The following is a 13,110-nucleotide window of genomic DNA, read 5'->3' on the forward strand; positions in this document are numbered from 1 at the left end:
GGTGCGCTGGCGGCCTCGGCTGGCTGGTGGTCGTGGTGGGCGGTGGTCGTGGCGGGGTTCAGGGCGCGAGGACGGCGGACGCGCTGATCGATGTGGGACCGCCCTCGGCCGAGGCGGACAGCACGAGCTCGTCGCCGTCGACGGCGTGCCCGTCGGCGATCACCCGCTGGCCCGAGAACACCGGCGTGTGCAGGCGGAACGCGAACGACTCCACCATGCGGTCCGGGTAGGCCGTGCGGGGGATCTCCATCAGGAGCAGGGCCAGGAGGGGGCCGTGCACGACCAGCCCGGGGTAGCCCTCCACGTCCGTGCAGTAGGGGAGGTCGTAGTGGATGCGGTGGGTGTTGTAGGTCAGGGCGCTCACCCGGAACAGGAGGGTGGGGTCGGTGTCGAGCACGACCCGTGTGGTGCCCGGCGGGGGCCCCGCGTCCGTTCCGGCGAGTGCCTCCTCGGGCAGCGTCGCGGGTCGCTCGGGCGAGCCGCCCCGCGTCGGGCGCCGGTCCCCGGAGGGCTGGGAGCGGTAGACGACGTCCTGGTCCTCGACGAGCAGCACCTCGTCCCCACGGCGGAACCGGGAGCGCACGGTCACGAACACCATCTCGCCGCTGCGTCCCCGCTTGACCTCGACCCGTTCGAGCGAGGAGTCGCGGGTGACCTCGTCCCCGATCCGAATGGGTGCGTGCCAACGTACGCGTGCGCCCGCGAACATGCGGCGGCGGTCCGGGACGGGTGGGAGGAAGGCCCCCTCGGCGGGGTGCCCGTCCTCGCCCAGGTCAGACCGGGACGGGTGGTCGAGCAGGTGGAACCAGTGCCACATCGGGGGCAGTGGGTCCCCGGGCGCCAACCGCGTCGGCAGGTCCAGCGCCCGGGCGAACGCCTCACCGGGCCACGGGTCGACGACCCCGGTGACGCTCACCGGCGCGGGGTCCCAGCCCTCGACGGCCTTGCTGAGAAGGGACATGCGTGTTCCTCCGTCTTTCTCTCTTGTGGTCGGTCAGAGGCCCAGGACCCAGGAGGCCAGGGTGAAGATCGCCAGTGGGACCAGGGCCATGGCCACGAGGTTGAGCCAGACCCCTCCACGCATCATCTGACCGATGGTCACGTGGCCCGAGGCGATCGCGATGGCGTTGGGCGGGGTCGCGATCGGCAGCATGAAGGCGAACCCGGCGGCGAAGACGGTCGTCATCACCAGCAGCAGCGGGTCGTGTCCCAGGCCGGCCGAGATGCCGGCCATCACCGGGACGTACGTGGCGATCGTGGCGGTGGTGCTGGTCAGCTCGGTCAGGACCAGGATCAGTACGGCGACCACCACGACCGTGACCACCACCGGGACGCCCGAGAGGAACGCGACGTGTCCGCCCAGCCAGTCGCTCAGCCCGGTGTGGGTGATCATCGCGGACATGCTGAGGCCGCCGCCGAACATCAGCAGGATTCCCCAGGGCACATCGGCGGCGTCCTCCCAGCGCATCAGCATCTGGCCCCGGCGGGCGTGGACGGGCAGGACGAAGCAGGCGATCGCGGCGACGACGGCGATGCCCGCCTCCGAGACGCGCCCCAGCCACGGTGCGAGCTCGGCCAGCGGTGCCCAGCTCGCGAGGAAGGGGACGAAGACCCACGACAGCGCGGTCGCGGTGAACAGGGTCGCGATGATGCGCTCGCCGCGGCCCATGCGGCCCAGATCGCGCAGCTGGCTGCGGACGAGGTCCTCGCCGCCGGGAATCTCCGTGATGCGCGGGGGGAAGACGAACCGGGTCAGCAGGAACCAGGCGATCACCAGGAACAGCATGGACAGCGGCGTTCCCACGAGCATCCACTGGGCGAAGGTGATCTCGATGCCGTGGGTCTGGGACATGTAGGCGACCACGAACGCGTTGCCCGGAGTGGCGACGATCGTCGCCGTCGTGCTCATCGTGGCGCCGTAGGCGATGCCCAGCATGAGGCAGACCGAGAAGTTCCGGTCGACCTCGACGCCGTCCCTCCTGAGCAGCGCCAGGATCGACAACCCCATGGGCAGCATCATCATCGCCGTGGCCGTCGAGCTCACCCACATGCTGATCAGCGCGGTGGCGAGCATGAACCCGCCGATCAGACGGGTGGGCCTGGTGCCCACTGCCAGGACGATGCGCAGGGCGACCCGGCGGTGGAGCCCCCACCTCTGCATGGCCAGGGCCAGGACGAAACCGCCCAGGAACAGGAACACGATGTCGGAGGCGTAGGGCGCGGCGACCGTGGTGACGTCCGCGACCCCGAACACGGGGTAGAGGGCGATCGGCAGTAGCGCGGTCACCGCGAACGGCACCGCCTCGGTCATCCACCAGACGGCCATCAGGACGGTCACGGCCGCGACCACGCACGCGGAGGTCGTCAGCTCGTTCTGGCCGGTGGCCAGGAGGGCGAACACGGCCAGCCCCAGCACGGGGCCCAGCCCGAGCCCGATCGCGCGCCGCAACGGCATGCGCTCGGTCTCGGCGGTTCCGGTCCCGGTCGTGCCGGTTCCTGATTCGAGGGTGGCGTCGTCGGGCGGAGCGCCGGGGGAGGCCTCGGGGCGCTCGTCCGAGGTCTGCGGCGCCGCGTCTGCGGGCACCGGCGAGGCCGTTCCTCGACCGCCGCCGCGACCGTTCTGTCTTGCCATGGGGGGTTCCTCTGTCCGGAAGGGGTCAGACCCCGGGGCGGGGGGTGATGTTCAGGGTCGGGGAGGAGATGGGCGCGAAGAAGTCGTCACCCTTGTCGTTGATCACCAGGAAGGCCGGGAAGTCCTCGACACGGATCCGCCAGACCGCCTCCATGCCGAGGTCGGAGTGGTCCAGGACCTCGACCTCGCGGATGCACTCCTCGGCCAGCCGTGCGGCGGGTCCGCCGACGGACCCCAGGTAGAAGCCGCCGTGCCTACGGCACGCGTCGACGACCTGCCGCGAGCGGTTCCCCTTGGCCAACATGACCAGCGAACCCCCGGCCCGCTGGAACTCCTCGACGTAGCCGTCCATGCGTCCCGCCGTGGTCGGGCCGAAGGAACCGGACGGGCGACCGTCCGGGGTCTTGGCCGGACCGGCGTAGTAGACGGGGTGGTCCCGCAGGTACGCGGGCATCGGCTCGCCGCGCTCCAGGGCGGCCCGGACCCGGGCGTGCGCGATGTCGCGGGCCACCACGATGGTGCCGTCGAGACTCACCCGCGTGCCGACGGGGACACCGGAGAGCTGTGAGCGGATCCGGTCCATGGGCTGGTCCAGGTCCACGCGCACCGCGTCCTGGGAGAGCCGTTCGTCGGAGACCGGCGGCTGGAACCGGGCCGGGTCGGTCTCCAGCCGTTCCAGGAAGGCGCCCTCCGGAGTGATCACCGCCTTGGCCTGGCGGTCGGCGGAGCAGGACACCGCCATCGCGATCGGAAGCGAGCCGCCGTGGCGCGGCAGCCGCACGACGCGGACGTCGTGGCAGAAGTACTTGCCGCCGAACTGGGCTCCGTAGCCGATCCGGCGGGTCAGCTCGTGCACGCGCCGCTCGAAGGCGTGGTCGCGGAAGCCGTGGCCCAGGGGCGATCCCCGGTCGGGCAGCGCGTCGAGCTGTCGCGTGGAGGCGAGCTTGGCGACGGTGAGCGCCTGGTCGGCGCTCGAACCGCCCACGACGATCGCCAGGTGGTAGGGCGGGCAGGCCGCGGTGCTCAGGGAACGGAGCCGCTCCTCCAGGAAGGCGAGCATGCGCTCCTCCTCGAGCACGGCCTTGCTCTCCTGGTACAGGAAGGTCTTGTTGGCGCTCCCGCCGCCCTTGGCCATGAACAGCAGCTCGTACCGGGGCTCGTTGCCCGGCAGGAGCTTGACGTCGATCTGCGCGGGCAGGTTGGTGCCCGTGTTGACCTCGTCCCACATGGTCAGCGGTGCCATCTGGGAGTAGCGCAGGTTGAGGCGGGAGTAGGCGTCGTACACCCCGGCCGAGATCTGCCGGTGGTCGTCCCCGTCAGTCAGCACCGCATTGCTCCGCTGCCCGATGACCACGGCCGTGCCGGTGTCCTGGCACATCGGAAGCACGCCCCCGGCGGCGACCGCCGCGTTGCGCAGCAGGTCGGAGGCGACGAAGCGGTCGTTGCCGCTGGCCTCGGGGTCGTCGACGATCGAGCGCAGCTGCGCGAGGTGGGACGGGCGCAGCAGATGGGCCATGTCCTCCATGGCCTGCCGGGTCAGGGTCCGCAGCACCCGGGGCCCGACCTCCAGGAAGGGGCGACCGGCGACGGTGCGCGACCGGAGGCCCTCGGTGCCGACGAGGCGGTACTCGGTGGTGTCCGGACCCAGGGGGAGCGGTGCGGTGTAGGGGATCTCCGACACGGGTGTCTCGGGCAGGGGGGTCTGCGAGACGCCCTCCTCGGGCAGGGGGTTCGTCACGAGGTCCTCCCAGATCCGGCGGGACCGGCCGAAGAGGAGCCGCCGGTCGGGGACTCGGCGAGTTCGGCGAGCTCGGCGCGGATGGCCTCAGTGTGTTCCCCCAGCGCCGGGACCGGTCCCATCACGGGCTCGACGCCCCCCGGAGTCACCGGTGGGAGCAGCGCCCGGACGGGCCCTCGCGGTGTGTCGACCTCGCGCCAACGGTCGCGGGCCGCGAGCTGGGGGTGGTCGGCGAACTCGGCCATGGTGCGCAGGCGCGCGTTGGCGATCCCCGCCGCGTCCAGCCGGTTGGTCGCACCGTCCGCGGTGAGGTCGGCGAAGGACGCCTCCACGGCCTCCGCGACCCGCTCCTGGTTGCGCACACGGTCGCTGTTGGTCGCCAGCTCGGGGGCGGAGGCGAGTTCGGGGCGGCCCAGAACACGCGTGCACAGGGCCTGCCACTCGCGGTCGTTCTGCACCGCGAGGAACACCTCGGCGCCGTCCCCGGTACGGAAGGGGCCGTAGGGGGAGATGGAGGCGTGGCGGGCCCCGGTGCGCCGGGGGGCCGTCCCCCCGTAGTTCGCGTAGTAGTACGGGTAGCCCATCCACTCGCCGAGGGCGTCCAGCATGGCGACGTCCACGTGGGTGCCCGAACCGGTGGCCTCGCGTTCGTACAGGGCCGCCAGGATCCCGGAGTAGGCGTACATTCCGGCGGAGATGTCGGCGATCGACACCCCGGCCTTGGCGGGTTCCTCCTCGGAGCCGGTGATGGACAGGAGCCCGGCCTCGCACTGGATGAGCAGGTCGTAGGCCTTCTTGTCGCGGTAGGGGCCCTCGGTGCCGTAACCGGAGATCTGGCAGGTGATCAGCCGCGGGTTGCGCGCCCGGAGCGCGTCGGCGCCGAACCCGGCCCGCTCGGCGGCGCCGGGCGCCAGGTTCTGCACGAACACGTCGGCGCGGTCGATGAGCCTGCCGAGCAGTTCCGCGTCGCCGGGGTCCTTGATGTCCAGGGCGAGGCTCTCCTTGCCCCGGTTGATCCAGACGAAGTGGCTCGACATCCCCTGGACGGTGGTGTCGTAGCCGCGTGCGAAGTCGCCCGAGCCGGGGCGCTCCACCTTGATCACCCGGGCGCCGAGGTCGGCGAGCTGACGGGTGGCGAAGGGGGCCGCGACCGCCTGCTCGATGGAGACGACGGTGACACCGTCCAGAGAGGGCATGGGTAACTCCTTCGGCGCCTCCTGGCGGGGAGACGCGGTTGGGGGCCGGGCGGATCGGACCACCGCTCACGGTGGCCGCGTGCGCCGCGCGTCACTGGTGGATGTGACGCGCGGCACGAACGGCGACGGGAGAGACAATAATTTATAAATGACAAAATGCCAAGGTGCGATAGTCTGACCCCCATGTCGATCGAGCGCGCGGAAGCCCCGACCAAGTCCGAGGTGGCCTACCGCGCACTGCGTGACGCCATCCGCTCGGGAGAACTGCCTCCGGGGGAGCGGCTACGTCTCCAGGACCTCGCGCGCAGGCTCGGGATGAGCCTGACCCCCGTGCGGGACGCCCTCCGGATGCTCGCGGCCCACGGCCTCATCGAGCAGAAGGCCAACCTCGGGGCCGTCGTCGCCCAGTGCACCCCCGAGCGGGCGGAGGACGTGTACCGGCTCCGCCTCGTCCTCGAACCCATGGCGGCCCGGCTGGCCGCGGAGCAGGCCACGGACGCGCAGCTGGAGGAGATGGCGGAGGCCCTGAAGGTCCTCGACCGGGCCGTCGCGGACGGGCGCAACGAGGACATCACCGGGCTGAACGTCCGTTTCCACCGAACGGTCTACGGCGCGGCCCGCTCCGACTACCTCATGGACTTCATCGACCGGCTGTGGAACGGGGTCCCCTACCAGGCGATCAGCCTCGTGGGGCGTGCCCACGCGTCGTCCGAGCAGCACCACGCGATCATGGCCGCGCTCCGGGACCGGGACGGCGAGCTGGCCGCCGAACTCATGCGCGCGCACATCGACGAGGCGGCCGAGCACACGATGCGCCAGCTCACTGCGGAGACCGCTGGCGACTGAGGTGGTCGCCGGTGCGATCGATGGGCCGGGATGGTGTTTCTGAGCCCTCCGGCCCGGGGTTGAACATGCCAGGCGGACCCGGGGCCAGGATTCGGTCCTTGGGAGTGGTGCGAGGCAGCCCGGTGGGCCTACACGACAGGGACCGTGTTCTGGGCCCTCTGGTCGGAGGCCCAACGCCCTAAGGAACCCGGGCTCGGATTCCGTTCCAGTGCGTGGTCCGACTGAGACAACTGCCAGTGGGGCCGAACCGGGGCGGCCCGGGGGCAGATCGCCCCAGGGAGCCCGGGGTCGGGTCCCACCCCTGGTCGGTACTTCGCCGTGCCCCGGTCAGCCCTCGAACGGCTCCACGCCCAGCGGGGGGTCGAAGGCGCGGACGCGGGGCGGAGCGCCCTCGTACGGCTCCACCCGGACCCGCACCAGCTGACCGGTGCACCCCTGGGACAGCGACGAGGTGCCCACGTCCTCGGTGAGGGCGTTCGGGTTGCCGTGCACGCAGGTGACGTCGGTGCCCGAGGGGTCGTACCAGGCACCGGTCGAGAGCTGGACCACCCCGGGGCGCAGGGCGTCACTCACCACCAGACCGGCCAGGCACGAACCCCGCGCACCCGACACACGCACCACCTCGCCGTCGCGGACCCCGGCCCGCTCGGCGTCGTCGGGGTGCATCCGCATCGGGTCGCGGCCGTCGACCTTCCGGGAGGCGCTGTAGGCACCCATGTCCTGCTGACTGTGCAGCCGGGTGCCGGGTTGGTTGGCAACGAGCACCAGCGGCAGGTCCGCGTCGTCGGCGCCGGTCACCACCGGACCGGGCAGCCAGACCGGGTGCCCGGGGCAGTCCTCGTAGCCGAAGGACGCGATGGTTTCCGAGTACAGCTCGATCCGCCCGCTCGGCGTCCGCAGCGCGTTGGCCTCGGGGTCCTCGCGGAACTCGCCCAGGTGGGTCTCGTCCTCGACCCGGCCGGGCATCTCGATCCGCCCCCGCTCCCAGAACTCGTCGAAGCCGGGGATCTCCAGGTCACGGCGCGCCAGCAGCGACCGCCACCGCTCGTAGGCCACCCGCGCCCACTCGCCGCTGGTCCGCCCCTCGGTGAACTCCTCCCGCACACCCAGACGTTCGGCCAGGTCGGCGTAGGTGTCGTACTCGTCGCGCGCCTGCCCGTGCGGCGCGACCACGCGCGGCATCGCTCGCAGAGCCAGGTCGCCGTGGCTGGCGGCCATGTCGTCCCGCTCCAGCACGGTGGTCGACGGGATCACGATGTCGGCGTGCCGGGCGGTGGCCGTCCAGTGCGTCTCGTGCACCACCACGGTGTCGGGACGGCCGAAAGCCCTGGTCAGCCGGGCCAGGTCCTGGTGGTGGTGGAAGGGGTTGCCACCCGCCCAGTACACGAGCCGGATGTCCGGGAAGACGCGGCGCTCGCCGTTGAAGTCGTAGGCCTGCCCGGGACGCAGCAGCATGTCGGAGACCTGCGCGACCGGGATGGAGGCGGTCACGGCGTTGTTCCCCTGCGGCATGCGCGGCAGCCCCAGCGGGGTGGCCCCGCCCCCGTAGTTGCCCATGGAGCCGTACCCCGACGCGAACCCCGCCCCGGGCAGCCCCACCTGGCCCAGGACACAGGCCAGCGCGAACCCCGCCCACAGCGGCTGCTCGCCGTACCTCGCCCGCTGGAGCGACCAGCCCACGTTCACCAGGGTGCGCTTCTCGGCCATCCGCCGGGCCAGGGCGCGCAGGTCGGCGGCGGGCACCCCGCTCACCCGCTCGGCCCACTCGGGGGAGCGCTCCACCCCTCCCGGATTCCCGCGCTCGTCCCGCTCACCCATGACGTAGGCGCGCACGCGGTCCGCGCCCTCCGTGTAGCGGTCGAGGAAGGCGGTGTCGGCCAGCCCCTCGGAGAACAGCACGTGCATGAGGGCCAGCATCACGGCGGTGTCGGTCCCCGGCCGGAGCGAGATCCACGCCGACTTCACCCCGGCGTCGGTGTCGTCGCGCAACGGCGACACCGAGACGAACTCGACCCCGGCGTCCGAGGCCGCGCGCATCGCCTGGGCGGCGGTCTGCGAGTCCCGCCCGCCCGAGGTGGTCCATGTGTTGCTCACCCGCAGCCCGCCGAAGCTCACCAGGAGCTCCGTGTGCTCGCGGATGCGCTTCCAGGACGGCACCCGCCGGAACAGGCGGTTGGCCGCCCGCGTGCCGATCAGGTGCGGGAACAGCACCTCGAGGGCGGCGTGGCTGTAGGTGTTCACCGACCGCGTGTAGCCGCCGATGGTGTTCAGGAACCGGTGCAGCTGGCTCTGCGCGTGGTGGACGCGACCCGCGCTGCCCCAGCCGTAGGAACCCCCGAAGACCGCCTCGTTGCCGTGCTCCGTTCGCACCCGGTCCAGCTCCCCGGCGAGCAGGTCCAGAACGGTGGACCACTCCACCTCCACGTAGGAGTCCTCGGGGTCCCCCCGGAGCGGGTCGGGGCCGGGGCCGTGCTCCAGCCAGCGGCGGCGCACCGCCGGGCGGGCCACCCGGGTGCGGTGGTGCTGCGCCACGGGGGTGTTGCCGATGACCGGTGACGCCTCCGTGTCCTCTGGGTTGGCGCGCACGCCGACCACCCGGTCGTCGTGGACCTCGACCTGGTAGCTGCCCCAGTGGGCGCTGGTCGGGCGAAGCGTCGCGGACATGTGCACTCCCGTGTTCCCCTGCGTGACCCGGACGGGGGTTCGACCCCTGTCCCAGGTCACACTCTACGCAGCGCGGGGGGCGCGCCTCGTGCGGCGACGGGACGCGGTGCGATGATGATCCGCGCAGCCAACACCAGGACACACGCGGCAAGGGAGCAGGCGAAGATGGGCGAGCTCAGGTCACGGCGGTCGGTACTCGCGGTCCCGGGGTCCAACCCACGGTTCGTGGAGAAGGCCCGGGGACTGGAAACCGACGCCTTCTTCCTGGACCTGGAGGACGCCGTCGCGCCGACGGAGAAGGAGGCGGCCCGCGCCACCGTGGTCCGGGCGCTCAACGACGGCGGCTGGGAGGGCCGGGTCCGGTCGGTGCGCGTCAACGACGTCGCCACCGAGTGGGCCTACCGCGACGTCATCGCCGTCGTTGAGGGGGCCGGGGCGCACCTGGACACCCTCGTCCTGCCCAAGGTCACCGAGGCCCGGGACGTCCACTGGCTGGACACCCTCCTCACCCAGATCGAACGCGCCTCGGACCTGCCGGTCGGCCGGATCGGGATCGAGGCGCAGATCGAGGACGCCAAGGGACTGGTCGAGGTGGACCGGATCGCCGCCGCCTCACCCCGCCTGGAGACCCTGGTCTACGGACCCGCCGACTTCATGGCATCGGTCAACATGAAGAGCCTGGTCGTGGGGGAGCAGCCGCCCGGCTACGACACCGGTGACGCCTACCACCACGTCCTCATGCGCATCCTCGTGGCCGCGCGCGCCCACGGACTCCAGGCCATCGACGGCCCCTACCTCCAGATCCGCGACGTCGACGCCTTCCGCAGGGCGGCCGGGCGCACCGCCGCGCTCGGGTTCGACGGCAAGTGGGTCCTGCACCCGCTCCAGGTGGAGGCGGCCAACGAGGCCTACGCGCCGACCCAGGAGGACTACGACCACGCCGAGCTGATCCTGGACGCCTACCGGCACGCCACCACCGTCGACCGGCGCGGCGCCGTCATGCTCGGCGAGGAGATGCTCGACGAGGCTTCCCGCAAGATGGCTGTGGTCGTGGCGGGCAAGGGCCGCGCCGCCGGGCTCACCCGCACCCGCACGTTCGAACCCGGCGCCTGACCCGCGACCACCGGTCTCGCACCCCTCCGGCCCGCCTCTTACCGACCTCTCACCAAGGTGGGAGAGCATGTCCCCCATGGAAAGCACCGCCACCGTCCTGATCGCCGACGATGACCGGGCCATCAGGGAGTCCCTGGAACGCGCCCTCCAACTGGAGGGGTACACGGTGCGAACGGCGGCGGACGGCGTCCAGGCGCTGGCCGCCGTCCACGCCGACCCCGTGGACCTGCTCGTCCTGGACGTGATGATGCCAGGGGTCGACGGGCTCGGAGTGGCCCGCGTGCTGCGCGCCGAACAGGACAGGACCCCCATTCTCATGCTCACCGCCAGGGTGGAGACCCCGGAGCGGGTGGCGGGGCTGGACGCCGGGGCCGACGACTACCTCGCCAAACCCTTCGAGCTCGACGAACTCCTGGCGCGACTGCGCGCCCTGCTGCGCCGCGCCGCACCCGTGCCCGAGGAGGCCGACGGCGACGCTCCTCTGCGGGTGGGCGAGCTGCGGCTGGACGCCAGGGCCCGCCGGGTCTGGCGGGGCGAACGCGAGATCGAGCTGTCCAAGACCGAGTTCGACCTGCTCGAACTGCTCATGCGCAACTCCGGGATCGTGCTCGACCACGCCACCATCTACGACCGCATCTGGGGCTACGACTTCGGTCCGGAGTCCAAGAACCTCGCGGTCTACATCAGCTACCTGCGCCGCAAGCTGGAGGACGGTGGCCCGCCGCTGATCCAGACGGTCCGGGGTGTCGGGTACACGCTCCGTCCCCAGGGGTGAGGCCCGTGTCCGCTCCCGCTCCCGCACCGATGCCCGCTCCCGCCGGGCCCTCGCGCGCCAGCATGGTCCTGCATCCCAGGGAGTGGCGCCTCGGCACCCGGTTCGCCGTGCTGTTCGCCCTGGTCGCGGCGTTCACCATCGCCCTCGTCGGCACCCTGGCCTACAGCACCGCCGCCGCGCTCATCCGGGCCGACGCCGAGAGCGAGTTCGACGAGGCCGTGCAGAACCTGTCCCGGCAGCTCGTGGTCTCCGCGCAGAACAACCAGGACGCCCCGGACGGCAGCACCTTCACGTTCCTGGCGCCCGGCAGCCTGGACGCGCAGATCCTCACCCCGGACGGCACCTGGGCGCGGCTGATCGCCAACCGGCACGAACTCTCCTCCTTCCACCCCACCTCGGCGGACCTGGAGGTGGCCCGGGCCGCGGGCGCCGGGGTCGTGGACACCAGGGAGACCCAGATCCAGGGCCAGGAGTACCGGGTGGGCACCGTGTCCCTGGGGGAGGGGCGCGGCGCGATCCAGCTCCTGCAACGGCTCTCGCCCGTGGAGCAGATGATCGGGCGGCTGGCCACCCAGATCCTGTGGGTGGGCCTGCTGGTCGCCCTGTGCGCGGCCTCGGTGGGCTGGCTGGCGGGCCACCGCATCACCGGCCGCCTGGTCCGGCTCACCAACGCGGCCGAGTACGTCAGCTCCACCGGACGCCTGGACCCGGTCACCCCGAACCGGAACACCCACGGCGAGCAGGGCGACCCGACTGGAGGGACCGGCGCCCCGGAGGAGCCGGGCAACGACGAGGTGGGACGGCTGAGCACCGCGTTCAACGCCATGCTGGCCCGCCTGGCACGCTCCAAGGACGAACAGCGCCGTCTGGTGCAGGACGCCGCGCACGAGCTGCGGACCCCGCTCACCAGCCTGCACACCAACGTGCAGGTCCTGGGCCGGGTGGACCGGCTCAGCCCGGAGGGGCGCCAACGGCTCATCGACGACCTCCAGGGGGAGACCCGCGAGCTGACCGGGCTGGTCAACGAACTGGTCGGGCTGGCCACCGGCAACCACGAGGACGAGTCCCCGAGCCCGGTCGCGCTCGCCGACGTCGCCAGGCGGGTGGCGGCGCGCAGCCACCGCCGCACGGGCAGGGAGATCCTGGTGGACGCGGACGACAGTGTGGTGTGGGGACGGCCCGGCTCCCTGGAACGGGCCCTGGCCAACCCGGTGGAGAATTCCGCCAAGTTCGACCCCGAGGGGAGCGAACCGATCGTCATCCGGGTCCGCCAGGGCGTGGTGGAGGTCCTGGACCGCGGTCCGGGCGTGGACCCGGCCGAGATCGGTCACCTCTTCGAGCGCTTCTTCCGGGCCACCGTCGCGCGCGGCCTGCCCGGCTCCGGACTGGGGCTGGCCATGGTCCAGGAGATCGCGCACACGCACGGCGGCCAGGTCTTCGCCCGCAACCGGGAGGGCGGGGGCATGGTGATCGGCCTCCAGCTGCCGCTCCACCGGCCGCCGCAGGACGGCCCACCGCCCGCGGACCCGGGAGGTTCGGGACCTGCGCCCGGACCCGCGGCCGCGCCGCCGGGACCTGCGGCCGCGCCGCCGGGACCTGCGGCCGCGCCGCCGGGACCTGCGGCCGCGGCGCCGGGCACGCCGCCAGGGGTTGCGCCAGAGCCCCCGGGACCACCCGCCTAGCCGGTCAGGGGGAAGGCGTCGGGGGCGGCCGCGACGGCCAGCTGGTCGAAGGTGCGGTGCAGCACGGCCCGGCGCTCCTCCCTGAACTCCGGGGAGGGTTCGAGCCCGTCGATGCTCCGCTCCCAGGCCGCCATGTAGACCCGGCGCCAACCGAGCACCACCTCGGGTGCGGGCAGCCGCCCGCCCGAGTAGCCCTCACGCGCCAGGACGTACAACAGCTCCAGGTGGCACGGGAGGGCGTCGCCCCAGTACTCGTCGGCCTCCAGCTCGACCGGGTCACCGGCCATCGCCGCGGCGACCTCCCCGACGAGCCGGTCGACGACGACCGACAGGTGGTCGGCGGCCGTGTCGTTGTCGAGGTTTCCGCTGCCCCAGGTACCCATGGACGTCCTCCCGGTCACGTGTTCCGACTGTGGACATCGAACCAGGCGGCACCGACACTTCCGGGTCGGTGCGGCTCCGGG

General features: G+C 72.3%; 10 protein-coding genes. 4 read left to right on the plus strand and 6 right to left on the minus strand.

Annotated features, from left to right (window positions below; genetic code table 11):
- Nucleotides 1–58: 58 nt before the first annotated feature.
- The 4 genes from ADX84_RS07000 to ADX84_RS07015 are packed head-to-tail and all read right to left on the minus strand — an operon-like array spanning nucleotide 59 to nucleotide 5,566.
- Nucleotides 59–961: a MaoC family dehydratase N-terminal domain-containing protein gene (locus ADX84_RS07000; RefSeq protein ID WP_053107262.1), complete on the minus strand. Its 903-nt coding sequence runs from the start codon at nucleotides 959–961 to the stop codon at nucleotides 59–61.
- A 33-nt stretch (nucleotides 962–994) separates the two neighbouring features.
- Complete coding sequence (locus ADX84_RS07005) at nucleotides 995–2,632, minus strand: DASS family sodium-coupled anion symporter (protein ID WP_234003861.1); 1,638 nt, start codon at nucleotides 2,630–2,632, stop codon at nucleotides 995–997.
- 25 nt (nucleotides 2,633–2,657) lie between these two features.
- Complete coding sequence (locus tag ADX84_RS07010) at nucleotides 2,658–4,313, minus strand: FumA C-terminus/TtdB family hydratase beta subunit (RefSeq protein WP_082206335.1); 1,656 nt, start codon at nucleotides 4,311–4,313, stop codon at nucleotides 2,658–2,660.
- Between the two features lie 53 nt (nucleotides 4,314–4,366).
- Nucleotides 4,367–5,566 (minus strand): CaiB/BaiF CoA-transferase family protein, encoded by a 1,200-nt coding sequence (locus ADX84_RS07015; protein WP_049569291.1) that lies wholly within the window; start codon nucleotides 5,564–5,566, stop codon nucleotides 4,367–4,369.
- Between the two features lie 183 nt (nucleotides 5,567–5,749).
- Between ADX84_RS07015 and ADX84_RS07020 the strand changes: the two genes are divergently transcribed.
- Nucleotides 5,750–6,412 (plus strand): GntR family transcriptional regulator, encoded by a 663-nt coding sequence (locus ADX84_RS07020; protein ID WP_049569293.1) that lies wholly within the window; start codon nucleotides 5,750–5,752, stop codon nucleotides 6,410–6,412.
- A gap of 327 nt (nucleotides 6,413–6,739) precedes the next feature.
- On the opposite strand, the gene ADX84_RS07025 is transcribed toward ADX84_RS07020, so the two are convergent.
- Nucleotides 6,740–9,076 carry a molybdopterin-dependent oxidoreductase gene (locus ADX84_RS07025; RefSeq protein WP_199776498.1) on the minus strand — a complete coding sequence of 779 codons (2,337 nt, stop codon included), beginning with the start codon at nucleotides 9,074–9,076 and terminating at the stop codon, nucleotides 6,740–6,742.
- Between the two features lie 165 nt (nucleotides 9,077–9,241).
- On the opposite strand from ADX84_RS07025, the gene ADX84_RS07030 reads away from it, so the two are divergent.
- The 3 genes from ADX84_RS07030 (at nucleotide 9,242) to ADX84_RS07040 (ending at nucleotide 12,646) form a co-directional block, all read left to right on the plus strand.
- Nucleotides 9,242–10,189, plus strand: coding sequence for a CoA ester lyase (locus tag ADX84_RS07030; protein WP_049569299.1), 948 nt, complete (start codon nucleotides 9,242–9,244; stop codon nucleotides 10,187–10,189).
- 76 nt (nucleotides 10,190–10,265) lie between these two features.
- The gene (locus tag ADX84_RS07035; protein ID WP_049569417.1) at nucleotides 10,266–10,964 is read left to right on the plus strand and encodes a response regulator transcription factor; all 699 of its coding nucleotides are present in this window, start codon (nucleotides 10,266–10,268) and stop codon (nucleotides 10,962–10,964) included.
- Nucleotides 10,965–10,993: 29 nt separating this feature from the next.
- On the plus strand, nucleotides 10,994–12,646 hold the full coding sequence (locus ADX84_RS07040; protein ID WP_369801060.1) for an ATP-binding protein: 1,653 nt from the start codon (nucleotides 10,994–10,996) through the stop codon (nucleotides 12,644–12,646).
- Here the strand turns inward: ADX84_RS07040 and ADX84_RS07045 are convergent.
- Nucleotides 12,643–13,029, minus strand: a complete 387-nt coding sequence (locus ADX84_RS07045; RefSeq protein WP_049569301.1) for a hypothetical protein — start codon at nucleotides 13,027–13,029, stop codon at nucleotides 12,643–12,645. The genes ADX84_RS07040 and ADX84_RS07045 overlap by 4 nt on opposite strands.
- Nucleotides 13,030–13,110 lie beyond the last annotated feature (81 nt).

Origin of the sequence: Nocardiopsis sp. SBT366, from assembly GCF_001083815.1 — a bacterium.
GTDB lineage: Bacteria > Actinomycetota > Actinomycetes > Streptosporangiales > Streptosporangiaceae > Nocardiopsis > Nocardiopsis prasina.

Bases quoted from the DNA above. Each gene is read 5' to 3' on its own strand.
- ADX84_RS07025 (WP_199776498.1), bottom strand. From the start codon at position 9,076: ATGTCCGCGACGCTTCGCCCGACCAGCGCCCACTGGGGCAGCTACCAG.
- ADX84_RS07030 (WP_049569299.1), top strand. From the start codon at position 9,242: ATGGGCGAGCTCAGGTCACGGCGGTCGGTACTCGCGGTCCCGGGGTCC.
- ADX84_RS07015 (WP_049569291.1), bottom strand. From the start codon at position 5,566: ATGCCCTCTCTGGACGGTGTCACCGTCGTCTCCATCGAGCAGGCGGTC.
- ADX84_RS07020 (WP_049569293.1), top strand. From the start codon at position 5,750: ATGTCGATCGAGCGCGCGGAAGCCCCGACCAAGTCCGAGGTGGCCTAC.
- ADX84_RS07035 (WP_049569417.1), top strand. From the start codon at position 10,266: ATGGAAAGCACCGCCACCGTCCTGATCGCCGACGATGACCGGGCCATC.
- ADX84_RS07000 (WP_053107262.1), bottom strand. From the start codon at position 961: ATGTCCCTTCTCAGCAAGGCCGTCGAGGGCTGGGACCCCGCGCCGGTG.
- ADX84_RS07045 (WP_049569301.1), bottom strand. From the start codon at position 13,029: ATGGGTACCTGGGGCAGCGGAAACCTCGACAACGACACGGCCGCCGAC.
- ADX84_RS07005 (WP_234003861.1), bottom strand. From the start codon at position 2,632: ATGGCAAGACAGAACGGTCGCGGCGGCGGTCGAGGAACGGCCTCGCCG.
- ADX84_RS07040 (WP_369801060.1), top strand. From the start codon at position 10,994: ATGCCCGCTCCCGCCGGGCCCTCGCGCGCCAGCATGGTCCTGCATCCC.